Here is a 23243-nt window from a genome sequence, read left to right as displayed (position 1 = left end):
GGAGAACACCATGGACGACATCCAGCCGAACGCCGAGCAGCAGGCGCTGATCGAGAAGTTCCTCGACGAGAACAAGCTGTTCCTGGCGCCCGACCCGATGATCATGGAAAACCACCGCATCGAGCCGCGCTCGGCGGTCGAGGAGGAATTGCTCGGCAGCGGCCGCGTTGACGCGCACAAGATCAACGAGGTGCGCGGCCTGATCATTGCGGCGCTCGACGAAAGCCACACGATGATCGAGCAGATGGGCGTCGCTCCGGGCGCGAAGTGGGGCGACATGACCACGGCGATCTTCACCGCCGCCGGCGATCTGTCGATGATCGCGCCGCACGGCGTCGGCGGCTTCGCCGCCGCGGTGTTCTATCCGATCAAGTTCATCAACAAGTACTGGGTCAACGAGCCCACCGTCGGCGTGCGCGACGGCGACGGCTTCATCCACAACGACGCCCGCTACGGCGGCATCCACAACACCGACCAGTCGATGATGATGCCGGTGTTCTGGAAGGGAAAGCTGGTCTGCTGGCTGTCGGCGACGATCCACGAGGGCGAGAACGGTTCGTGCGAGCCCGGCGGCATGCCGGCCGCGGCCGAGAGCAAGTTCGATGAAGGCCTGAAGATGCCGCCGTTCCGCGTCGCCGAGAACGGCGAACTCAAGCGTGACCTGGTGACCTTCCTGCAGAACTCGGTGCGTGATCCCAAGCTGCAGCTCGAGGACATGAAGGTGCGCCTGCATTCGGTGCTGCGCCTGCGCGAGCGCATCCTCAAGGTGCTCGAGGAGCACGGCGAGGAGGCGCTGATCGTGACGCTGCGCCAGCACATCGAGGACGTGGTCGAGGAAGTGCACCGCCGCATCCGCGAGCTGCCGGACGGCACCATGAGGACGGTGAGCTTCGCCGACTCGACGCTGCGCGAGAGCGCCATGCTCAAGCTCACCATGGCGTTGACGGTCAAGGGCGACCGCATGATCGTCGACATGCGCGGCAGTTCGCCGGAGCTGCTGAACCGCTCGATCAACGCCTGCCAGGCGTCGTTCAAGACCATGCTGTTCACCGGCTTCATGCAGAACATCTGGCCCGACCTGCCGTTCACCATGGCGGTGTTCACGCCGTTCGACTTCATCTTCGACAAGAACTCGCTGATCAATGGCTCCTTCGACACGCCGCAGGCGATGAGCCTGATCCCGCTGTTCAAGACCATGACCATCGCCTGCATTCCCATGGCGAAGTTCAACTACTCGCTGCCGCACCGCTACACCGCGATCGTCGCGCCACAGTACGACCAGCCGGCTTCGCTGATCTACGGCGGCCTGACCCAGCACTGCGAATACACCGGCAACTTCTGCGCAGACATCAACGGCATGGGGCAGGGGGGGCGCTCGCATCGCGACGGCGAGCACTCGATCTCGCCGCCGTTCGCAGCCCACTGCGACCTCGGCGAGATCGAGCTGATGGAGGAGGACTTGCCCATGGTCCGGCTGGGGGCCTTCACCATGGCGCGGGATCGGGTCGGCTTCGGCAAGCACCGCAGTGGACTGGGCTACGAGCAGATTCATACCTACCGGCGTTCCGGACTGTGGGGTTTCATGACCGGCTGCTCAGGTTCGCTCTTCTCGTCGTCGCAGCCGCTGTTCGGAGGCTATGCCTCCCCGGCGTATCCGATGTGCAAGATCAAGAACATCAACATCTTCGACGAGCTGAAGAAGAATCCCGGGAAATTCAGTTTCGACATGATCGAGCTGATGAACACGCAGCCCTTCGAGGGCGCGAGCTATTCCACCCATACCATGGGCATGACCTTCGAGCTGGCTGCTCCGGGCGAGCTGTACATGATGTGCCAGGGTGCCGGCGGCGGTTACGGAGATGTGCTGCTGCGTGATCCGGCCCTGGTGATGAAGGATCTGGAAGAGAATTTCATCTCCGACGAGACGGCCCGCGACATCTACAAGGTCGTCTTCGATGCCGCGACCGAGGTCGTCGATGAAGAGGCGACGGCGCGACGGCGCGCCGAAGAGCGTGAGGCGCGCAAGGCTCGCGGGGTTCCGTTCGACGAGTTCGTCAAGACCTGGGTCACGCCGGAGCCACCGGCCCATCTGCCCTATATGGGCTGCTGGGATGACCCGTCGGAAGTCTATGGGATCTACGCGGGGCAGCGCGTGAAGATGCAGGGCCCGGACCTGACGAGCCAGTTCATGCTCAACCCCAAGGACGTGCGCATCGCCGAGCTCGAAGCCGAGCTGGCGACGTACCGCCAGGGGCAGGCGGGCGGCAAATAGGCAGGGGCGAGACGGAGATCTACAGACATGAATACCCAAAGAACAGCGGCGCTGATGGTTCCTGCAGGTGGCGACGGAAATCTCGAGGAAGCCGCAGAAAATGTCCCCGGAACGCTCCCAGGTGCGGTCGCGGCTGCAGCGGGGAAACTGATCAACATCGACAACGGCGGTACGCTGACCGACATCTGCGTTATCGACGGCGATCGCGTCTGGAGCACCAAGACCGTCACCACGCCGCACGATCTGTCCAAGTGCCTGATCGACGGTCTGACGAAGGCCTCGCGCGCGATCTACGGCGAGGACGACCTGATGGCGTTGCTGCTGTCGACGGAATACATCCGCTATTCCACCACCCAGGGCACCAATGCCCTGGTGGAGCGAAAAGGCCCGCGCCTGGGCCTGATCCTGGGGGGCACGCTCGAGGCTGCGGCGTTGCAGGCATCGGCGCAACAGAGCGGACTGCTGGCGAGCCTGGTCGGGGCGCGCATCGAAACGCTCGATCCGGCGCTGGAGGGCGAAGCGCTGGAAGCGGCCGCAGTGCGCATGGTCAACAGCCTTTGCTCCGCGGGCGCGAATCGCATCGTCGTTGCCTTCGGCGGCTCCGCCTGCAGCAGCAGCGAGACGAACCTGAAGAAAATCCTGCTGCGCAAATTCCCGCCGCATCTGCTGGGCGTCATCCCGATCCTCTATTCGCACGAGGTCGTCGATGATGCCGACGATGCGCGCCGGACCTGGACGGCGCTGTTCAATGCCTTTCTGCATCCGGCGATGGAGCGCTTCCTTTACAACGCCGAGCACAAGCTGCGCCAGTACCGCACCCGCAACCCCTTGCTGATCTTCCGCAACGACGGCCACTCGGCCCGGGTCGCGCGCACCATCGCGCTCAAGACCTACAGCTCCGGTCCGCGCGGCGGCGCCGAGGGCAGCAAGGCCCTGGCCGCCCACTATGGCTTCCGGCGCCTGCTGTCGATGGATGTCGGCGGGACCACCACCGACATCGGCCTGGTCGAGGATGGCGTGGTGCGTGCGCATCGGCGCGGCAAGATGGAAGGCATCGAGACCTCGTTCCCGCTGTGCGACGTCGTCAGCGCCGGTGTCGGCGGCAGTTCGATCATCAGGGCCGAGGGCAAGGGGATCAAGGTCGGTCCGGAGAGCGTCGGCAGCGCGCCCGGCCCAGCCTGCTTCGGGCTGGGCGGCAAGGAGGCCACGATGACGGACGCCTTCCTGCTGACGGGCCTGCTCGATCCCGCCTCCTACTTTGGCGGCGAGCTCAAGATCGACGTCGAGCGGGCACGTGCGGCCATCACCGAGAAGGTCGCCGTGCCGCTGGGCCTGACGCCCGAGCAGGCGGCCCAGGCGATGGAGAAGGCCTGGGTGAGCAAGATCGCCGCCAGCCTGAAGGACTACGCCCCGATCACGCGGGATACGGTGCTGGCCGCTTTCGGCGGCGCCGGGCCCTTCGTAGCGTGCAAGGTGGCCGAGGCGCTCGACATCGGACGCGTCATCATTCCCGGCTTGGCAGCGGTGTTCTCCGCCTTCGGCATCGGCTTCTCCGACATCGCCCACGCCTTCGAGGCGCCGCTGCCCAGCAACGATGCCACCGGGCTGCAGGCTTGCCGCGAACAACTGCTGTTGCAGGCGCGCCGCGCCATGTTCGGCGAGGGTGTCGAACTGGAGCAGTGCCGCATCGAAGAGTCGTTGCGGGTGATCGATGCCGAGGGCGAGCACCATATCGCGCTGGGCGCTGACCAGCTTGCCATCCCGGCTCAGGCTCGCGTCAGCCTGATGCTGCAGGCGGTGAAGCCGATCAGCCATGCCAAGCTGGCGGGCGAGTTCGGCAAGGCCAGCCAGGACGCGGTCAGCACTGCGAAGCGCCGCACGCTGGCCGGCGACTTGCCGCTGTACCGCGTGGAGGACCAGCCGGCCGGTGCCACCGCGGCGGGGCCCGCGGTGCTGGAGGACGCCTTCTTCACCTGCCGCATCGAGGAGAGCTGGCGCTTCGAGATCAACCAGGCCGGCGACATCCTGCTCAGCCGCCACTGAGGAAATGACAGTGAAGTGCTTCCTGTGAGCGAGTGGGGCACGCGCCAATGGGCATGCTGACCGAACGTCTCGTCACCGACGACGGAGGTCTCTGGCTGGACTTCCGCGCCTATGCTGCCCGCCTGCTGGCGGCGGGCAGCGTGCCCTGGCTGGATGCGGATGCGGCCACCGGCTGGATGCGCAAGGCCCAGGCCCTGCTCAAGTCGAATGTCGTGAGTCTTCCGGTTGCGGAAGTCGCAGAGGCCTGGTTGCGCGCCAACGCGGGACTGGTCGCCGCGATGGGTGCGAAAAGGCGCACCGACTATCCGCTGAAGACCTTGCTGGCCGACGAAGCCCTGCGCGCGCATCTCCAGTCGCTGGCGACCTTCCTGCGTTCCAGCTTCGGCAGCCAGCCCTTGGTGCTGGCATTGCCGTCGCCGCGCCACTGGGTGGCAGTGGCCCATGCGCAGGCGCGCCCCGGTGACGCGGTGGAGGTGGATGCAGATGCCGTAGACGACGCTGCGGTATACATCGCCGACTTTCTCCGCAGCTTCGCCGACTGCGGGCTGGACGGCGTCCTGCTCGAAGAGGGCAGGGAGCCTGCACCGTCCCTGGCCGAAGCGCTGCCGCTGTACCAGCCCGTGTTCAACGTCGCCTCGCACTATCGCTGGGATACCGGCCTGCTGCTGCCGGCGAACGTGTCGGCTGAGGTCGGAGAGGGACTGGATTTCCTGGTGGCGTCCGCGCCGGTGACGGGCGTCACGCCGGGTCTCCGGGTTCCCGAGAGCTTCTGGGAAGACGGCGTTGTGGCGCCGTGCCCGGAGCGCGGATTCCGCTTTGCCGAAATACCGGTCGGAGCCCATCCGGAAAGCGTCCTCGACCGTCTCGCCGGGCTGCGCGGAACGTAATCAGAGATCTGCAGAAATCCATGGTGATGGGAGGCGAGTTGCTCTGGACTCCGCGGCCCGAGTTTGCAGCGAACTCGACAGGCGCATACGCGTGGAGAAATCAGCATCGCCCAGCGGCGTAGGGCGGATTAGCGCAGCGTAATCCGCCGGTTGTGTCACTCCAGATGATCCAGTTCGAGATTAGGCGTCCCACCCCAGTCGGCGGGACAAATGCCTGACTCAACATGGCGATGAAATGTCGAATGCGGCCAATCCCGCGCACATCGGACATAGCCATGTTTGACCGGGTTGTAGTGAACGTAGTCGACGTGTTGGCGCCAGTCTTGCTCGTCGCGGATCACATGCTCCCAGAAGCGGCGCTGCCAGATGCCGCGTTCGCCTTTGGCGGCAAGTCGTGGGGAGAGGTGCTCTGTTTGCGGAATGGATCGGCTGAATGCCGTCTTGATCAGACGCCTGCGCGTGGAGAAATCAGCGTCGCCCGGCGGCAAGGTCCAAACGGTATGGAAGTGATCCGGCAGGATCACGATTGCATCGATGGCGAAGGGACGCCGCTGCCTGACCGTCCTGAATGCCGCTCGCAGCGCATCGATGTACTCGGTCAGCAGGCGTCTGCGTCGTTCCAGCAGAGCAACGGTGAAGAAGAAAGCTCCACCTGGCACCCAGGCGCGAGCGTATCGGGGCATAGGCTTGGCCTCCGAACCGGTTTCTCGACAGGCGGATCAGTGATCCGCCCTACGTGCTGGTTCGGAGCGGAAACGTGCAAGTTCACCCTACCCCGCGCCTCCGCTTCACTCCACTGCGGTGCGGGGTAGGGTGAAATCCGGTTTTGGGCGGTGCTAGTCCGCCGTTGTGGGATCAATGATTGACGTGACTTGAGAAACGCGGTTTGCGGGGAAGCCACCTTGCTTGGCGTGCTCCCTGACAAGTTCCTCGTTCGGGGCGATATATACGCAGTAGATTTTGTCGCCCGTTACATAGCTTTCAAGCCATTGCACTTGAGGCCCCAATTTACTGAGAACTCCACATGACGTTTGCGAGATCGCTTTTAACTCTTGCCCTGTAAGATTTCCTGCTCCTGGAATCTCGCGCTCGATGACGAACTTTGGCATGACAACCTCCACTTCATAGGTGCAACAGGGACGACTGAGTCACCGCACAAGGTCTGCGTCCAAGAGACCTTGCTTTGTCGCTCCCAACGCTTCCGGTAAGGTGCGCTTGAAGCGATAGCCGCTTTTGCTATGACGAAAGTGGGTAGCGAGTAGACGTCACCTGCAATAGATTGCCAGAGGGCAACATCCAGCCCCATCACACATCAACGATGACAATGTGCGCTTGAATCTTGCCTTCAACGGCGCCCGCCCCGAACGCCTGCGCAATTGCATTGGCTGCGACGTTTGTGGCGTCGAGCAGTCGCGTGGGATCACGTGCCTCGATCTCATTGCGCAGCGGCGTTCCCTGGCAATATGCAACGGCGGGAATGTGGGCGGAATGTGCCCGGCTTCGCGCTTCCACGGTTACGATCTGTGGCGCCTGTGGAAATCCCGCAGCCGCGATGTCTTGTTCAATGGCGTGAAGGTTGTAATAGCCGTGAGGCGTGCGGTCCAGGAAGCGTGGCGGGTCCTCTGGGAAGACTTGTTCCAGAGCCGTTGTGATGCAATCTGCAAATTCGTTTTCTGCGATTCGATCCCACACGCTGAAGATGAACGTGCCGCCCGGACGCAACACTCGACGTGCTTCGGCAAAGGCAGCGGCTTTGTCCGGGAAGAACATCGCTCCGAACTGACAAACGACGACGTCAAAGTCGGCCTCCTGGAATGGCAACGCCATCGCATTTGCTTGCTGCCACTCAACGGGCTGAGCCGTCCCAATTGAAGCAGCTTTATCAAGCATGGCCTGATTTAAGTCTGTTGCAACAATGGAAGTGCCCGGATTCAGTGCGGCCGCCAGCGAGCGGGTTGCCACGCCAGTGCCGGCGGCCACTTCAAGTAGACGGGTCACTGCTCTCGACTTGACCCGCTCTCCAACGTCCGCTGCGTAGGGTTCAAAGATCAGCGGAACCAGATGCGATTCGTAGAGCATTGCAACGGAGCCCGAAAACACTGTGTCGGTATCGGCCATGGTGGATATGCCTCCGTGCGTTCTAACTCCAGATCAACTTTATAAAGCGACGAATAGTCGATGAAAGACGATGCGCCAGCTTCGGATTGGTGTCGCTCAGCGTCGATCGGACATTGTCCGAAGTTGGAACGATGTAAGGCGCTTCTGCCATGAAACCTCACTGCGCCTGTGATTTATGAGCTGCGCTTGGCTTGTCTTTTTTGGCAAAGCAGCATTCAGTGCTTCTGGCCATTACACGCCTGATTTTCAAGATGGGCAAGCGTGGGAGGGAGTGCACTGCGACTAAGAAGCGAGCGGTTCGTGGTTTTCGGCGGACGGTCGTTTCGCGCTATCGGCGCGCACCAGCTGCGTAGCAAGTTTGATCATGTGCGTCACCGAGGAGGTCGTGGTAGCAGTCTCGCGATAGATCAGGCTCATGCGGGCTTTCGGGCGCGGGCCGCTGATCGGGCGGTAGGTGACGCCGTCGGTATGCACCTGCTGCATCGATGCGGGGACCAGCGAAACGCCGAGGCCGGCAGCGACGAGGTTGACGATCGACGTGACCTGCAGGGTTTCCTGCACGATGCGCGGGCTGAAACCAACCTTGCGACAGACGGCGATGATGTCGTCGTAGAGGCCGGAACCGACCGAACGCGGAAACAGCACGAACGGCTCAAGCGATAGCGACAGCAGGGGCAGCCGTTGGCGTTTGGCGAGCGCGTGTCCGCTGGGCAGGGCGATGACGACATCCTCGTCGAAAAGATTGCGGACCTGCAGACCGTCGTTGTCGCCCAGCAGGGGGCGCACGAAAGCGATGTCGATCTGATCGTCGCGTACGGCCTGTGCCAGTACCGGCGTGCTGTTCTCCTGCAGGCTCAGTGCGACATTCGGATAGAGCTTGCGGAACTCGCGGATCACGCGCGGGATGAACGGATGAAATGGTGCCGAATTGATCATGCCGACGCGGATGCGGCCGAGTTCGCCGCGGGCCACGCGGCGGGCACGGTCGGTGGCGCGCTCGGCGTCGTCAATGATCGTCCGTGCGTCTTGCTGGAAACTGCGCCCGGCATCGGTCAGCTCGACGCCGCGGGGCAGGCGCCGGAACAGCGGTGTGCCGATTTCCTTTTCAAGTTGCTGGATCTGCTGTGACAGCGGCGGCTGGCCGATGCCCAGCCGTTCTGCGGCACGGGTGAAGTGCAGCTCTTCGGCGACTGCGAGGAAGTAGCGCAGATGACGCAGTTCCATCGGTATATTTAATAAGTATGAATAGGCGTAGTTCCATATATTGGACGTATGTGTGGCGTCGCGTCTACAGTGCGCTGAAAGATGCATTACGCTGACTCGACGTCCTGCGATTCGTCGTGCGGCGCGAGGAGAACCCCATGACAAATCTGAATACCCCCGATCTCGATCCGACCGAAACCAAGGAATGGCTGGACGCGCTGCAGGCCGTGCTGCAACGTGAAGGCCCCGAGCGCGCGCATTACCTGCTGGAAGTGCTGACGGAGCAGGCGCGGCGCAGCGGCACCTATGTGCCGTACTCGGCGAATACCGCCTACATCAATACGATTCCGCCGCATCTGGAAGAGCGTTCGCCGGGTGATCACGCGCTGGAGTGGCGCATCCGCTCGTTCGCGCGCTGGAATTCGATGGCGATGGTGGTGGCGGCCAATCGCGAGCACGCCGGCATCGGGGGGCATATCGCCAGCTTTGCGTCGTCGGCGACGCTGTACGACGTCGGCTTCAATCATTTCTGGAAAGGCGTCGACCACCCGCAAGGTCAGGATCTGATCTATGTGCAGGGTCATGTGGCGCCGGGCATCTACGCACGCGCGTTTCTCGAAGGCCGGCTGAGCGAGGAACAGCTGCTGCGTTTCCGCATGGAAGCGCTGAAGCCTGGCTTGCCGAGTTACCCGCATCCCTGGCTGTTGCCCGACTTCTGGCAGTTCGCGACGGTGTCGATGGGACTGGGGCCGATCCAGGCCATCTATCAGGCACGCCTGATGAAGTACCTGGAAAATCGCGGGCTGGCCAAGACCGAGGGCCGCAAAGTCTGGTGCTTCTGCGGTGACGGCGAGATGGATGAGCCGGAGTCGCTGGGCGCGATGGACATCGCCGCCCGCGAGAAGCTCGACAACCTGATCTTCGTGGTGAACTGCAACTTGCAGCGGCTCGACGGACCGGTGCGCGGCAACGGCAAGATCATCCAGGAACTGGAAGGCACGTTCCGCGGCGCCGGCTGGAACGTGATCAAGCTGATCTGGGGTTCGTCGTGGGACGCGCTGATCGCGCAGGACACCTCGGGCAAGCTGATCCAGGCGTTCAATGAAACCGTCGACGGCGAGTATCAGAACTACAAGGCCAAGGGTGGCAAGTACACACGCGAGCATTTCTTCGGCAAGTATCCGGAGCTGGAGCGGCTGGTCAGCTCGATGTCGGACGAAGACATCGCGCGGCTGAACCGTGGCGGACATGACCCGCACAAGATCTACGCTGCGTATGCCGCCGCGAGCAAGCACACCGGGTCGCCGACGGTAATCCTGGCCAAGACGGTCAAGGGCTACGGCATGGGCGAGGCCGGTGAAGGCCAGAACATCACGCATCAGCAGAAGAAGATGGGTGAGGATGCGCTCAAGGCATTCCGTGATCGTTTCCAGATTCCGATCTCCGACGAGGAGATCGCGAAGACGCCGTTCTACCGGCCGGCCGACGATTCGCCGGAGATCCAATATCTGAAGGAACGGCGCAAGGCGCTGGGTGGGCCGCTGCCGGAACGGCGTCCGGTCAACGAGGTGCTGGAGATTCCTCCGCTGGCTTCGTTCGACAAGCAGCTCGCCGGCACCGGTGAGCGCGAGATCAGCACGACAATGGCGTTCGTGCAGATGCTGCAGTCACTGTGCCGCGACAAGGCCATCGGCAAGCGCGTGGTGCCGATCGTGCCGGACGAGGCACGGACCTTCGGCATGGAGGCGATGTTCCGTTCGCTGGGCATCTATTCGGTGGTGGGGCAGAAGTACAAGCCGGAGGACGCCGATCAGCTGGCGTTCTACAAGGAAGACATCAAGGGCCAGATTCTCGAGGAAGGCATCACCGAGGCCGGCGCAATGTCGAGCTGGATCGCTGCGGCGACCGCGTATGCGAATCACGGCGTGGGCCTGATCCCGTTCTACATCTTCTATTCGATGTTCGGTTTCCAGCGCATCGGCGATCTGTGCTGGGCTGCCGGCGACATGCGCTCGCGCGGCTTCCTGCTTGGCGCCACGGCGGGGCGGACCTCGCTCAACGGCGAAGGCCTGCAGCATGAGGACGGCCACAGTCACATCTTCAGCGCGACGATTCCGAATTGCCGCAGCTATGACCCGGCCTATGCCTACGAGCTGGCGGTCATCATCCAGCACGGCATGAAGGAAATGTACGTCGATCACAAGGACGTCTACTACTACCTGTCGGTCTACAACGAGAACTACGCGCACCCGCCGATGCCGGCCGGTGTCGAAGGCGGCATCATCAAGGGCATGTATCTGCTGCGCTCGGAAGAGCAGCCGGCCAAGGCGCACGTGCAGCTGATCGGCTCCGGCGGCATCCTGCAGGAAGTGGTGGCCGCGGCGGAGTTGTTGAAGGCCGAGTGGGATGTGACCTCGGATGTCTGGAGTGTGCCGAGCTTCACCGAGCTGGCACGCGATGGTCAGGAAGTCGAACGCTGGAATCTGTTGCACCCGACCGAGGCGCCGCGCAAGTCGTACGTGCAGGAATGCCTGGGCGGCATGACCGGTCCGGTCATTGCCAGTACCGACTGGGTTCGCGCCTATCCCGAGCAGATCCGGCCCTACGTGCCGTTGCCGTATCACGTGCTCGGCACCGACGGCTTCGGGCGTTCTGACAACCGTCCGGCCCTGCGTGATTTCTTCGGCATCGATCGCCGCTGGATCGTCGTGCGCAGTCTGGCTGCACTGGCCGAACAGAAGCTGTGCTTGGCGGAAAAAGTCTCGCAGGCGATCAAGATCTACGGCATCAAGCCGGATCGCATCGCTCCGTGGAAGAGCTAAGCCATGGCGAACACGATGGATGTGAAGGTTCCGGATATCGGCAACTACGCCGACGTGCCGGTGATCGAGGTGCTGGTCGCCGAGGGCGAATCGGTCGAGGCCGAACAGCCGCTGATCGTGCTGGAGTCGGACAAGGCGACGCTGGAAGTGCCGGCGCCGGCCGCAGGCGTGGTGCACGGCATCAAGATCAAAGTCGGTGACAAGGTTTCTGAAGGGCACGCCGTCTGCACGCTGGAGCTGGCCGGCGAAGCGGAGGCTGCTCCGGCCGAGCCGGCGCGTCCTGCGGCGGCGCCCGCAGCGGTTGCTGAAGCGCCCACTCCGGCGCCCGAAGCCCCGGCGGCTGCAACGCCGCCAGTGTCGGCGCCCGCCGCTGCGCCGGCGAGCGGAGCGACATCGACGCTGGACGTGCGTGTGCCTGATATCGGCAACTACAGCGATGTGCCGGTGATTGAAGTGCTGGTCGCCGACGGCGACGCGGTCGAGGCCGAACAGCCGCTGATCGTGCTGGAGTCGGACAAGGCGACGCTGGAAGTGCCGGCGCCGGCTGCAGGCATCGTGCGCGGGCTCAAGGTCAAGGCCGGCGACAAGCTGTCAGAAGGAAACCCGATCTGCAGCCTGGAGACGACAGCCACCGCAGACGCGACGCCTGCAGCACCCGCGCCAGCCGCAGCGCCGCCGGTGGCCGCCGCAGCCAAGCCGAGTACGGAATCCCAGCCGTGGCCAGTGCCGGGTACGCCACCGCTGGTGGATACGCAGCCGATTGCGCCACCGCCCAAGCCGGCCGGACCGGAACAGGTGCCGTATGCCGGCCCGGCGACGCGCAAGTTCGCGCGTGAGCTGGGTGTGGATCTGGCCCAGGTGCCCGGGACTGGACCGCGCGGCCGCATCCTGGTCGAGGACGTGCAGACCTTCGTCAAGAACCGCATGACGCAGCCGGCGACTACCACCAGCGCTGCTGCGGGTGGTTCGGGCATTCCGCCGATTCCGGCGATCGACTTCTCCAAATTCGGACCGATCGAGTCCAAGCCGCTGGCGCGCATCCGCAAGTTGTCCGCGCAGTTCCTGCATCGCTCGTGGGTCAACGTGCCGCATGTGACGCAGACCGACGAGGCGGACATCACCGAGCTGGAAGCCTTCCGCAAGTCAATGTCGCAGGAGCTGGTCGCCAGTGGCGGCCCGAAGCTGACCGTGTTGCCGTTCCTGATCAAGGCGGTCGCGGTGGCGATGAGGACCTATCCGGAATTCAATGCCTCGCTGGCGCCGGACGGCGAAAGCCTGATCATGAAGGGCTACTGCAATATTGGCTTTGCCGCCGACACGCCCAATGGTCTGGTCGTGCCGGTGATCAAGGACGTCTGGAACAAGGGCATCGCACAGCTGGCTGAGGAATCGGCGGCGCTGGCAAAGAAGGCACGCGACGGCAAGCTCAAGCCCGACGAGATGCAGGGCGGCTGTTTCTCGATCTCCAGCCTCGGCGGCATCGGCGGCAGCTTCTTCACGCCGATCGTCAACGCGCCGGAGGTCGGCATCCTCGGCGTGTCCAAGGCGCAGATGAAGCCGGTGTGGGACGGCAGCGCGTTCCAGCCGCGGCTGATGTGCCCGCTGTCGCTGTCCTACGACCATCGCGTGATCGACGGCGCCTACGCAGCGCGTTTCATCGTGCATCTGGGCCAGCTGATCGGCGATCTGCGGCGTTTGGCGTTGTAATTGCTTGTCCGGGCAGACGCTAAACCACCGATGGGATGGACATGGATCTGCCGCGACACCAGCTGACAATGACCGTATTGATGACGCCGGATATGGTGAACTTCTCCGGCAACATCCACGGCGGTCATATCCTGAAGCAGCTGGATCAGGTGGCCTACGCCTGCGCCAGCCGCTACGCCAACAGCTACGTGGTGACGCTGTCGGTCGACCGCGTGATGTTCCGTCAGCCGGTGCATGTCGGTGAGTTGCTGACTTTTCTGGCCTCGGTCAACTACACCGGGCGGACATCGATGGAGGTCGGCATCAAGGTGGTGGCAGAGCACATCCGCAAAGGCATCGCGCGCCACGTCAACAGCTGCTTCTTCACGATGGTTGCCGTCAATGAAGACGGCGAGCCGCAGCCGGTGCCGCCGCTGACGCCGCAGACGCCGGACGAAATCCGGCGCTTCGAGCAGGGTGCCGCGCGTCGCGCACAGCGCTGAACGACACAACACGTAGTATCCCCAGTTTCGGTTCGTGAGCGGCACCGGTTAGGCTTGGCCCTGGCGGCGGGCGTAGGCCGGCCGGCTGTGGACTCAGTCGACGACCGATAAGCGGGGGAGACGGTAGACGATGCACAGAAAGGCGGAACTTGCCGTGCCCGCTGCGATGGCAGTGCGGCCGCGCTCCAGCCGGATGCCGGCACAGCTCGATGTGCTGCAAAGCGCCACTGGCGTGGTGCTGGCGCTGTTCATGTGGGGGCACATGTTCTTTGTCGCCTCGATTCTGGTGAGCAAGGATTTCATGTGGGCGGTAACCCGCATGTTCGAGGGCTATTTCTTTTTCGGGCGATCCTACCCCGGAGTCGTCTCGACGCTGGTTGGCGGCATCCTGCTGCTGTTTGTTGCCCATGCAGCGCTGGCAATGCGCAAGTTTCCGGCGAACTACCAGCAGTACCGGCTGTTCATGTCGCACCGCGCCGCAATGCGCCACGAGGACACCAGCCTGTGGGTCGTGCAGATCGCCACCGGATTCGCGTTGTTCTTCCTGGTGTCGATTCACCTGTACCAGATGCTGATGCATCCCGGCGACATCGGTCCCTATGCGTCGTCCGATCGCGTCTGGAGCGGGCGCTGGTGGCCGCTGTATCTGGTGATGCTGTTCTGCGTGGAGCTGCACGGCGGCATCGGTCTGTCTCGGGTAGCGGCGAAGTGGGGCTGGTTTGCCAGCGCCACTGCGCGGCAGACCCGCCGACGGCTCAAGCTGCTCAAGTGGGGAGTCACCGCATTCCTGCTGGCATTGGGCCTGACCACATTGGCGGCCTACATGAAGATCGGACATGAGCACGCGGCGCAGGCCGGCGAGCGCTACACGCCCGAGCAATACCGCAGCGTGACGCCATGAAAACGATCTACACCGATGTGCTGGTGATCGGCGGCGGTCTGGCCGGTCTGCGGGTCGGCATCGCCGCACGCCGGCGCGGGCAGGAGGTGGTGATCCTGTCGCTGGTGCCGCCGAAACGCTCGCATTCGGCGGCGGCCCAGGGCGGCATGCAGGCCAGCCTTGCCAACGTGATCCAGGGTCTCGGCGACAACGAGGATGTGCATTTCGAAGATACGGTGCGCGGCAGCGACTGGGGTGCCGATCAGGACGTCGTGCGCATGTTCACGCACACCGCGCCGAAAGCCGTGCGCGAGCTGGCCGCCTGGGGTGTGCCGTGGAGTCGGGTCAGTGGCGGTGATCGCGAGGTCGTGATCAACGGCGAACGCGTCACCATCACCGAGCGCGACGCGGCGCACGGGCTGATCGCCCAGCGCAACTTCGGCGGCACCAAGAAGTGGCGCACCTGCTATGTCTCCGACGGTACCGGCCACGCGATGCTGTACGCGGTCAGCGATCAGGTCATCGCCAGTGGCATTCCGGTGCACGAGCGCATGGAGGCGCTGTCGCTGATTCACGATGCGGGCCGCTGCCACGGCGCGATCGCGCGCAATCTGATCACCGGCGAGCTGGTTGCGTATGTGGCCAAGGCGACGGTCGTTGCGAGCGGCGGCGCCGGACGCTTGTACCGCGTGACCACCAACGCGGTCATCAACGAGGGCATCGGCCATGCCATCGCGCTGGATACCGGGGTCGCCGCGCTCGGCAACATGGAGGCGGTGCAGTTCCATCCGACCGGCATTTTCCCGGCGGGCATTCTGGTCACCGAAGGCTGTCGTGGCGACGGCGGTCTGTTGCGCGACGGTGACGGCCATCGCTTCATGCCGGACTACGAGCCGGAAAAGAAGGAGCTGGCATCGCGCGACGTCGTATCGCGCCGCATGGAGGAACACATCCTCGCCGGCAAAGGTGCGCGCTCGCGCTTCGGCGAACATCTGTGGCTCGATATCACGCTGCTCGGCAAGCATCACATCGAGCACAACCTGCGCGAGGTCAAGGAGATCTGCGAGTACTTCCTCGGCATCGATCCGGTTCGACAGTGGATTCCGGTGCGGCCGGCGCAGCACTACACCATGGGCGGCATCCGCACCCTGCCCAGCGGCCAGAGCCGCAGCCTGCAGGGCCTGTTCGCTGCCGGTGAGTCGGCGTGCTGGGATCTGCATGGATTCAACCGGCTCGGTGGCAACTCGGTGGCCGAGACCGTTGTCGCCGGCATGATCGTCGGTGAAAGCGTTGCCGACTACTGCGAGCAGCACGACCTGAATCTCTCGACGGCGTTGATCCGCGAGTTCGGCGCGCGCGAGCAGGCGCGTCTGGATCAGCTGACCGATGGCCGTGGCAGCGAGGATGCCCAGGCGTTGAAGGTACGGATGCAGGACATCATGACGACCAAGGTCGGCATCTTCCGCGACGCCGAACCGCTGGCCGCCGCCGTCGAGGAGCTGCAGGACCTGATCCGGCGCAGTCGCAACATCGGCCTGCGCAGTGCAGCGCCCGGCGCCAATCCGGAGCTGGTGGTGGCGTACCGGGTGCAGCGCATGCTGAAGTTGGCGCAGTGCGTGGCCTATGGCGCGCTGATGCGGACCGAGAGCCGCGGTGCGCACTACCGTGCGGATTACCCGCGTCGTGACGATGCGCAGTGGCTCAAGCGCACGCTGGCGACCTGGGCGCATGACGACGATACGCTGCCAAGCCTGAGCTACGAGCCGATCGACATCCTGCGCATGGAGCTGCCGCCGGGCTGGCGTGGCTACGGGGCGCGCAATCAGATCGAGCATCCCGACACCGCCGTGCGCCAGGCACAGGTCGACGCCGTGCGTGCTGCTGCGGGCGGCGGCGATCGCGCCGCACTGCAGCAGTCTCTGCTGCCGTTTCGCGAGCAGCTGCCGCCGCGATATCGCGGCCCCAATGAACGTATTGACGAGCCCCTGCCATGATCGAAAGTCCCGTGGCCCTGCCTGCTGAAAATCAGACGCCACGGCGTCTGCGCATCACGGTCCTGCGTTACAACCCGGCCGTGCCGGAACAGCTGCCGCGCCTGCAGACCTATGAGCTGGACGAGGCGGTGGGCATGACGCTGTTCATTGCGCTGGGCGAGATCCGCGAAACCCAGGATCCTTCGCTGCAGTTCGATTTCGTCTGCCGTGCCGGCATCTGTGGCAGCTGCGCGATGGTGATCAACGGCCGTCCCGGCCTGGCCTGTCGCACGCTGACCACGCAGTTGCCGGAGACGATCGCGCTGGCGCCGTTGCCGGGCTTCGCGCTGATCGGTGATCTGTCGGTGGATACCGGCAAGTGGATGCGGGCGATGTCGGAACGTGTCGAGTCATGGCTGCACAGTCACGACGTCGAGGTCGATCTCGACCGCGCCGAGGCCCGCATGGAGCCCGAACTGGCAGAGGCGATTTACGAACTGGATCGCTGTATCGAATGCGGCTGCTGTGTCGCCGCCTGCGGCACCGCGCGCATGCGCGAGGATTTCGTCGGTGCGGTCGCGGTCAACAAGCTGGCACGCTTCCGGCTCGATCCGCGCGATCAGCGCGATGATGCCGACTACTACGAGGTGATCGGCGACGACGACGGCATCTTCGGCTGCATGACGCTACTGGCCTGTGACGACGTCTGCCCGAAGAATCTGCCGCTGATGACGCAGCTGGCCTACATGCGGCGCAAGATGGCCGCAGTCGGCTGGCGCGGAAGCGACGGCGCCAACCACTCCTGATCCGTGCGCTGAGCCGTACCGGCCCTTGGCGAATCGGCTCACCGGATCGCGAGCACGGTGACGCTGAGCCTGCAGCAGCAGGCACACCCATCGCACTGAGTCGCTGTCTGATGCGGTGACAGTGGTGCAGCTGGCACGTTTTGCGCTGTAGGTTTGGCATGCGTAGACGTGGCCTCAGCGATGCATCCAGACTCCTGGACTAAATTTCCGGTGCTCGACTGCGGGGGCGTGACGTTGCCGCCGGCGCCGCTGGCACCGGAGCGACGTCAGCCTCCCGCCCAGCGGCCGCGGCGGCGGGCGGGGATCTGGTCCGTTCTGGTGCATCTGGTGCTGCTTCTGGTGCTGCTGGTCGGATTTGCTCCGCCAGCCTTGCGGGTGCCGCAGCCGCCGACCTTTGTCATGGTCAGCATGCCCGGACCGGCGCCAGCACAGCTCTCTGCAGGTGAGCCAACGCCCTCTGCGGCTGTGCCCCCGCCGCAGACGCAGAAGCCGCCACCGCCGAGTCCGGCGGTTGAAACGGCTTCAGCCGAATCCGCAATGCAGGCGATTGACGTGCCGGCGGAGCACGCCGCGCGGCGCAAAGCCCCCGTTGCGGAGCAACCGACGCCGGACCGTCCGACCGAGCCTGCCGCCGTGACGGCCAGCGATGCCGCACCTACGCAAGCGACTCCGGATCTGTCTGCGCAGAGCGCCGCGGCGCCGCGCGGGCTCGGCGCGCCTGCGATGGCGGAATCCGGACAGGGGCAGCCGACGGAAGTCCCCTGGGCCTATCTGTGGAAGGTCAAGCGTTTGATCGGTGACCAGCGGCGCTATCCGCGGAAGGCCTACGGCGAACGCCAGCAGGGCAAGGCGGTGGTGCGCATCCATCTGAGCCGCGACGGCCAGCTGCTGGGCGCGCACTTGCTCAGAAGCACGGGGTATCCGTTGCTGGACGAGGAGGCGCGCGACGTCGTGTTGCGCATCGGCCGGTTTCCTCCGCTGCCCGAGCAGTATCTGGTCGGGCAGCTCGAATTCGCCATCGATCAGCCCATCGAATTTCAGCTGCGCTGACGCATCAGGGCGGCACCGTGCCCGCGGCAGGCGGCCGATTCGATGACCTGGGTCAATGGCGGGAACAGGCCAAGCGGCTTCAAATGACGTCGCGCCCGGACGAGTCGGCGCCTTGTACGGATGACGTTCGGGACCTGCCTGAAGAAGGAGCGAACGATGATTGCATCCGATTCCACCGAGCTGGTCGTCTTTGGCGTGCTCGGATTTTCCGTGGTCATGGCGATGCTGGCGATGACTCAAGATCTGGTTCCGTCTGCCCTGCAGTGGTCACGACAGCATGTGCAGCGCACGCGTGCGCTGGGTCAGGCTGCGGGCGTCCGTCTGGGGCGGATGCTGAAGTTCCGCAATATTCGGGAAGCTGATTTTGGCAGGCACCTTGCGGTGAACGAGCTGGAGTCCGCAGTGCGCAATTGCCACAGCTGCACCTCGCAGTCGCGTTGCGAAGCGGTATTGCGAGGGCATCTCGAAACCACGGATTTAAGCTTCTGCCCGAACGCCTCGGCGTTTGATCGAGTGATCGCGATCAACAAGGGCACTGATTCGAGCGCCTCGGCGCGTTGATCTGGGTCAGGGCCGAGCCGGACCGTCGGCGCTGAAATGGACGCCAGCGATCCGGACGGATCTTTAGGCTTTTGACTGACATTTCAGGAAAGTGAATGTGATGGTGATTGAATCGGCACAGCAGCTCGGGTGGGTGATGGTGGCAGCGGCGCTGGGGATGGCGGTGCTGCAGTGGCGTTATATGCGCTCAGGAGCTCTGTATGGCATCAACCTGGTGGGCTTCAGCGAGCGTCTCGAAGTCAGCCGCGAGATCCAGCGTCTGCCCTTGGGCGAAATGCTGCGGCGTCGCGGCGTCGAGCTTGACAGTTATGTCTTGGGCCTGAGCTCGGCTGAACTGCATACCGTTGCTCGCGAGTGCAGTCGGTGCAAGCAGTTCGATCGCTGTGTTTCGACGCTGGCTGACGAACCGATGGCGGTCGATTATTCGTTCTGCGCAAACGATGCCTCGATTGCACGGGCCAGTGTGGCGCAGCTGAGCTAGTCCGGCCGACCAGCCAAGCAAAACGTGATTTGACCAACGCCCGGCCTTGTGCCGGGCGTTTCCGTTAGCACGGTTGCCGCGTGCAGCGGCTCAGCTGCGCTCGATGATCAGCAGCAGGTCGTGCGCATTCACCGTCTCGCCGCGTTTCACCAGTACCTGCTTGATGGTGGCGTTGGCTTCGGCGCGAATCTGCGTCTCCATCTTCATCGCTTCGATCGCCACCAGCGGGTCTCCCTTTCTGACCTTCTGTCCGGGTTTGACCGCAACGGCGGAGACCGCGCCCGGCATCGGCGCGCCCACGTGACTGGGATTGCCATGCTCGGCCTTGGCGTTTTCCGCCTTGGCTGCGGCGCCGGCCTTGGCCACACGCACCACCCGCGGTTGGCCATTGAGTTCGAAGAACAGCTTGACGTTGCCGTCTTCCATCACCTCGGTCTGGCCCTGCAGACGGATCAGCAGCGTCTTGCCTGGCTCGAGGTCGGCAGAAATCTCCTGATCCTTCTGCAGGCCGTAGAAGAACACCGGCGTCGGCAGCACCGAAACGTCGCCGAAATGGCTGCGGTGCTCGGCATAGTCGCGAAACACCTTGGGGTACATCAGGCTCGACGCCAGATCGGTATCGCTGAGCTTGCGCCCGATCGTTTCCTCGACAGCCTTGCGGGTCTGTTCGAGATCGGTGGGTGGCAATGAGGCGCCGGGGCGTCCGCTCAGCGGCGCCGCACCCTTGAGCACCTTGGCCTGCAATTCGGGCGGGAAGCCATCCGGAGGAAAGCCCAGTTCGCCCTTGAACAGCGAGATCACCGATTCAGGGAAGGCGATTTCGCGTTCCGGATCGGTGACATCGTCGGCGTCCAGATCGTTGGCAACCATGAACAGCGCCATGTCACCGACGACCTTGGAGGTCGGCGTGACCTTGACGATGTCGCCGAACAACTGATTGACCGCGGCATACGCTTTCGACACTTCCGGCCAGCGCGATTCCAGCCCCAGCGCGCGGGCCTGTTCGCGCAGATTGGTGTACTGCCCGCCGGGCATCTCGTGACGGTAGACATCCGAGGTGCCTGAACGGATGTCGGCTTCGAACGGCTGGTAGTAGCGGCGGACGCCTTCCCAGTAATGCGAGATCGCCTGCATGTGCTCGAATGACACGCCGGGATCGCGCTGGCCGCCGTGCAGCGAGCTGGCAATCGCGCCCAGGTTGGGCTGCGAGGTCAGACCGGACATCGAGTCAAACGCGCCGTCGACGGCGTCGACACCGGCTTCGATCGCCGCCAGCACGCTCGCGGCGGCGATGCCGCTGGTGTCATGCGTGTGGAAGTGGATCGGCAGGCCGACTTCCTGCTTCAGCGCCGTGACCAGAGCATTGGCGGCGCGAGGGCGACAGACGCCGGCCATGTCCTTGATGCCGATGACGTTGGCGCCGGCTTTCTCGAGCGCCCTCGCCATGTCGACGTAGTACTTGAGGCTGTACTTGGGGCGGCGGTCGTCGAACAGGTCGCCGGTGTAGCAGATCGCCGCTTCGCACAGCATGTTGGATTCGCGCACGGCGTCGATCGCCACGCGCATGTTCTCGACCCAGTTCAGCGAGTCGAACACGCGGAATACGTCGACGCCGCCTTTCGCGGCCTGCTGCACGAAGTAGCGCACGACATTGTCCGGATAGTTGGTGTAGCCCACCGCGTTGGACGCGCGCAGCAGCATCTGGAACAGGATGTTCGGCACTGCTTCGCGCAGCTGTGCCAGACGTTCCCACGGATCTTCCTTGAGGAAGCGCATGGCGACGTCAAAGGTGGCGCCGCCCCAGCACTCGAGCGAGAACAGCTGCGGCAGCATGCGCGCGTAGTACGGCGCGATCTCGAGCATGTCCTGCGTGCGCATGCGCGTGGCGAACAGCGACTGGTGTGCGTCGCGCATCGTGGTATCCGTCAGCAGCACCTGCGGCTGTTTCAGCATCCACGCCGAGAAACCATCCGGCCCCAGCGTCTTCAGTCGATCGCGGGTGCCGGCGGGAATTTCGGTGGTCAAATCGAACGTCGGCGTGATCGGCTCTGCCAGCGGCAGCGCAGGAGCGACGCGGCCCTTCATTTCCGGATTGCCGTTGACCACGACCTCGCCGATGAAGCGCAGCAGTCGCGTCGCACGATCGCGGCGCTTGCTGAACTTGAACAGCTCCGGCGTGGTGTCGATGAAGCGGGTGATGCATTCGCCCGAGCGGAACACCGGATGATTGATGACGTTTTCAAGGAACTGCAGATTGCTCGACAGTCCGCGGATACGAAACTCGCGCAGCGCACGATCCATGCGTGCGATCGCATCATTGCTGGTGGCGCCCCAGGTGGTGACCTTGACCAGCAGCGAGTCGTAATACGGTGTGATCACCGCGCCGGAATACGCGGTGCCGGCGTCGAGGCGCACGCCAAAGCCGGCGGCACTGCGGTAGACGCCGAGGCGGCCGTAGTCCGGCGTGAAGTTGTTCTCCGGGTCTTCAGTGGTCACGCGGCACTGCAGCGCGAAGCCGTTCATGCGGATATCGGACTGCTGCGGTATGCCGCATTCGATTGAACCGACGCGCGCACCTTCGGTGACGCGGATCTGACCTTTGACGATATCGATGCCGGTGATCTGCTCGGTCACCGTGTGCTCGACCTGGATGCGCGGGTTGACCTCGATGAAGTAGAACGCGCCGGTGTCGGCATCCATCAGGAACTCGATGGTGCCGGCGTGTGTGTAGTTGACCGCGCGCGCGAGCTTCAGGGCGGCATCGCACAGTTCGGTGCGGGTCTCGGCGCTCAGGTACGGCGCAGGTGCGCGTTCAACCACCTTCTGGTTGCGCCGCTGTACCGAACAGTCGCGTTCGAACAGATGCACAACGTTGCCGTGGGTGTCACCGAAGATCTGCACTTCGACATGACGTGCGCTGCGCACCAGCTTTTCCAGATAGACCTCGTCGTTGCCGAACGCCGAAGCGGCTTCGCGCCGGGCAACGTCGACCTGGCTGTCCAGATCGGCCTCGGATTCGATCACGCGCATGCCGCGGCCGCCGCCACCCCAGCTGGCCTTGAGCATCAGCGGATAGCCAACCTGAGCAGCGAGCGCCTTGATCGAGTCCAGGTCGCGCGGCAGCGGGCCGGTCGCCGGCATCACCGGAACACCGGCTTTGATCGCCACCTCGCGTGCAGCGACCTTGTTGCCCAGCGTGCGCATGACCTCGGGCTTCGGGCCGATGAACTGGATGCCGGCAGCGGCGCAGGCCTCGGCGAAGTCCGGATTTTCAGAAAGGAAGCCGTATCCCGGATGGATCGCATCAACGCCCGCTTCGCGCGCGATGCGCAGGATGTCCTCAATATCCAGATATGCGGCGATCGGCTGCTTGCCTTCGCCGACGCGATAGCTTTCGTCAGCCTTGAATCGATGCAGCGCGAAACGATCTTCGTTGGCGTAGATCGCGACGGTACGAATGCCCATTTCGGCCGCCGCGCGCATGACGCGGATCGCGATCTCGGAACGGTTGGCTACCAGCAGCTTGCGAATTTTCCGCATGACGTCGATGTCTCCGGCTCCCCGGACGAACGCAGCAAGGACCATGCCGCAGCAGAGCGGGAACGCGCAGGGTGAGGGTGACACCAGTGTCGGGCCGCTGTTCTGCGGCACCGGGACACCGGCAAGGTTGAGCTGCAAAGAGTGTAGCCCAATCGATGCCCGCGCCTGACCGAGCCGAAAATTCACGCTGCGGCGCAGCAAAATCAAAACTACCCGTTAGTGTGGTGTGGGTCGATTTGCCGCGCTCCTAGACTGCGGCGGCAATGAGGTACCAGTCGCGACACAGCGACGAAGAACATTCCGGATCCGCCTCAAGGCGGTCCATTGTGCGATATGCGCGGAGGAGCGATAGCGTGCGAAACGAGACTGCCCGGCAGTTGATTCCAGGGTGCCCGCAACGGGTTCCATGCCTGCCCGT

The 23243-nt window shown here is 64.0% G+C and carries 17 protein-coding genes; 12 read left to right on the top strand and 5 right to left on the bottom strand.

What is annotated here, in order from left to right; all coding sequences use genetic code 11:
* Nucleotides 1-10 precede the first annotated feature (10 nt).
* Genes E4T66_RS06125 through E4T66_RS06115 form a run of 3 tightly spaced genes read left to right on the top strand, consistent with a single transcriptional unit; the run spans nt 11 to nt 5202 of the window.
* Nucleotides 11-2272, top strand: a complete 2262-nt coding sequence (locus E4T66_RS06125) for a hydantoinase B/oxoprolinase family protein (RefSeq protein ID WP_136848005.1) — start codon at nt 11-13, stop codon at nt 2270-2272.
* 54 nt (nt 2273-2326) lie between these two features.
* A complete protein-coding gene (locus tag E4T66_RS06120; protein ID WP_136848083.1) occupies nt 2327-4315 on the top strand; it encodes a hydantoinase/oxoprolinase family protein in 1989 nt (662 codons plus the stop codon).
* Nucleotides 4316-4362: 47 nt separating this feature from the next.
* Nucleotides 4363-5202, top strand: a complete 840-nt coding sequence (locus E4T66_RS06115; protein WP_136848004.1) for a hypothetical protein — start codon at nt 4363-4365, stop codon at nt 5200-5202.
* A 155-nt stretch (nt 5203-5357) separates the two neighbouring features.
* Here E4T66_RS06115 and E4T66_RS06110 read toward each other — a convergent pair whose 3' ends face one another.
* From E4T66_RS06110 to E4T66_RS06095, 4 genes are all read right to left on the bottom strand, one after another.
* Entirely contained in the window at nt 5358-5885 is a 528-nt protein-coding gene (locus tag E4T66_RS06110; protein WP_136848003.1) for an REP-associated tyrosine transposase, read from the bottom strand.
* A gap of 153 nt (nt 5886-6038) precedes the next feature.
* Nucleotides 6039-6311, bottom strand: coding sequence for a DUF4242 domain-containing protein (locus tag E4T66_RS06105; RefSeq protein WP_136848002.1), 273 nt, complete (start codon nt 6309-6311; stop codon nt 6039-6041).
* 196 nt (nt 6312-6507) lie between these two features.
* Nucleotides 6508-7320: a class I SAM-dependent methyltransferase gene (locus E4T66_RS06100; RefSeq protein ID WP_136848001.1), complete on the bottom strand. Its 813-nt coding sequence runs from the start codon at nt 7318-7320 to the stop codon at nt 6508-6510.
* 282 nt (nt 7321-7602) lie between these two features.
* Complete coding sequence (locus tag E4T66_RS06095) at nt 7603-8544, bottom strand: LysR family transcriptional regulator (RefSeq protein ID WP_136848000.1); 942 nt, start codon at nt 8542-8544, stop codon at nt 7603-7605.
* Nucleotides 8545-8681: 137 nt separating this feature from the next.
* Here E4T66_RS06095 and aceE point away from each other — a divergent pair, with 137 nt between their 5' ends.
* The 9 genes from aceE (at nt 8682) to E4T66_RS06050 (ending at nt 19285) form a co-directional block, all read left to right on the top strand.
* Complete coding sequence (gene aceE, locus E4T66_RS06090) at nt 8682-11345, top strand: pyruvate dehydrogenase (acetyl-transferring), homodimeric type (protein ID WP_136847999.1); 2664 nt, start codon at nt 8682-8684, stop codon at nt 11343-11345.
* A 3-nt stretch (nt 11346-11348) separates the two neighbouring features.
* Complete coding sequence (aceF, locus tag E4T66_RS06085) at nt 11349-13052, top strand: dihydrolipoyllysine-residue acetyltransferase (RefSeq protein ID WP_136847998.1); 1704 nt, start codon at nt 11349-11351, stop codon at nt 13050-13052.
* Between the two features lie 41 nt (nt 13053-13093).
* Nucleotides 13094-13534, top strand: coding sequence for an acyl-CoA thioesterase (locus E4T66_RS06080; protein WP_136847997.1), 441 nt, complete (start codon nt 13094-13096; stop codon nt 13532-13534).
* 130 nt (nt 13535-13664) lie between these two features.
* A complete protein-coding gene (locus tag E4T66_RS06075) occupies nt 13665-14435 on the top strand; it encodes a fumarate reductase cytochrome b subunit (RefSeq protein WP_211242773.1) in 771 nt (256 codons plus the stop codon).
* Complete coding sequence (locus E4T66_RS06070) at nt 14432-16408, top strand: fumarate reductase flavoprotein subunit (protein ID WP_136847996.1); 1977 nt, start codon at nt 14432-14434, stop codon at nt 16406-16408. Before E4T66_RS06075 ends, E4T66_RS06070 begins: the two co-directional genes overlap by 4 nt.
* Complete coding sequence (locus tag E4T66_RS06065; RefSeq protein ID WP_136847995.1) at nt 16405-17193, top strand: fumarate reductase iron-sulfur subunit; 789 nt, start codon at nt 16405-16407, stop codon at nt 17191-17193. Before E4T66_RS06070 ends, E4T66_RS06065 begins: the two co-directional genes overlap by 4 nt.
* 180 nt (nt 17194-17373) lie before the next feature.
* Nucleotides 17374-18243, top strand: coding sequence for an energy transducer TonB family protein (locus E4T66_RS06060; protein WP_136847994.1), 870 nt, complete (start codon nt 17374-17376; stop codon nt 18241-18243).
* Nucleotides 18244-18399: 156 nt separating this feature from the next.
* Nucleotides 18400-18804: a DUF6455 family protein gene (locus E4T66_RS06055; protein WP_136847993.1), complete on the top strand. Its 405-nt coding sequence runs from the start codon at nt 18400-18402 to the stop codon at nt 18802-18804.
* A 100-nt stretch (nt 18805-18904) separates the two neighbouring features.
* Nucleotides 18905-19285 (top strand): DUF6455 family protein, encoded by a 381-nt coding sequence (locus E4T66_RS06050; protein ID WP_211242772.1) that lies wholly within the window; start codon nt 18905-18907, stop codon nt 19283-19285.
* 90 nt (nt 19286-19375) lie between these two features.
* On the opposite strand, the gene E4T66_RS06045 is transcribed toward E4T66_RS06050, so the two are convergent.
* Nucleotides 19376-22825 carry a pyruvate carboxylase gene (locus E4T66_RS06045; RefSeq protein WP_136847991.1) on the bottom strand — a complete coding sequence of 1150 codons (3450 nt, stop codon included), beginning with the start codon at nt 22823-22825 and terminating at the stop codon, nt 19376-19378.
* Nucleotides 22826-23243 lie beyond the last annotated feature (418 nt).

The sequence above is a fragment of the Sinimarinibacterium arenosum genome (assembly GCF_005047655.1).
Lineage (GTDB): Bacteria > Pseudomonadota > Gammaproteobacteria > Nevskiales > Nevskiaceae > Solimonas.
Note: the sequence above shows the minus strand (reverse complement) of the source record. Positions and strands in the feature narration are given on the sequence as shown.

Bases quoted from the DNA above. Each gene is read 5' to 3' on its own strand.
- E4T66_RS06065 (WP_136847995.1), top strand. From the start codon at position 16,405: ATGATCGAAAGTCCCGTGGCCCTGCCTGCTGAAAATCAGACGCCACGG.
- E4T66_RS06060 (WP_136847994.1), top strand. From the start codon at position 17,374: ATGCATCCAGACTCCTGGACTAAATTTCCGGTGCTCGACTGCGGGGGC.
- E4T66_RS06095 (WP_136848000.1), bottom strand. From the start codon at position 8,544: ATGGAACTGCGTCATCTGCGCTACTTCCTCGCAGTCGCCGAAGAGCTG.
- E4T66_RS06050 (WP_211242772.1), top strand. From the start codon at position 18,905: ATGGTGATTGAATCGGCACAGCAGCTCGGGTGGGTGATGGTGGCAGCG.
- aceE (WP_136847999.1), top strand. From the start codon at position 8,682: ATGACAAATCTGAATACCCCCGATCTCGATCCGACCGAAACCAAGGAA.
- E4T66_RS06120 (WP_136848083.1), top strand. From the start codon at position 2,327: ATGGTTCCTGCAGGTGGCGACGGAAATCTCGAGGAAGCCGCAGAAAAT.
- E4T66_RS06080 (WP_136847997.1), top strand. From the start codon at position 13,094: ATGGATCTGCCGCGACACCAGCTGACAATGACCGTATTGATGACGCCG.
- E4T66_RS06105 (WP_136848002.1), bottom strand. From the start codon at position 6,311: ATGCCAAAGTTCGTCATCGAGCGCGAGATTCCAGGAGCAGGAAATCTT.
- E4T66_RS06110 (WP_136848003.1), bottom strand. From the start codon at position 5,885: ATGCCCCGATACGCTCGCGCCTGGGTGCCAGGTGGAGCTTTCTTCTTC.
- E4T66_RS06070 (WP_136847996.1), top strand. From the start codon at position 14,432: ATGAAAACGATCTACACCGATGTGCTGGTGATCGGCGGCGGTCTGGCC.
- E4T66_RS06115 (WP_136848004.1), top strand. From the start codon at position 4,363: ATGGGCATGCTGACCGAACGTCTCGTCACCGACGACGGAGGTCTCTGG.
- E4T66_RS06100 (WP_136848001.1), bottom strand. From the start codon at position 7,320: ATGGCCGATACCGACACAGTGTTTTCGGGCTCCGTTGCAATGCTCTAC.
- E4T66_RS06125 (WP_136848005.1), top strand. From the start codon at position 11: ATGGACGACATCCAGCCGAACGCCGAGCAGCAGGCGCTGATCGAGAAG.
- E4T66_RS06045 (WP_136847991.1), bottom strand. From the start codon at position 22,825: ATGCGGAAAATTCGCAAGCTGCTGGTAGCCAACCGTTCCGAGATCGCG.
- E4T66_RS06075 (WP_211242773.1), top strand. From the start codon at position 13,665: ATGCACAGAAAGGCGGAACTTGCCGTGCCCGCTGCGATGGCAGTGCGG.
- aceF (WP_136847998.1), top strand. From the start codon at position 11,349: ATGGCGAACACGATGGATGTGAAGGTTCCGGATATCGGCAACTACGCC.
- E4T66_RS06055 (WP_136847993.1), top strand. From the start codon at position 18,400: ATGATTGCATCCGATTCCACCGAGCTGGTCGTCTTTGGCGTGCTCGGA.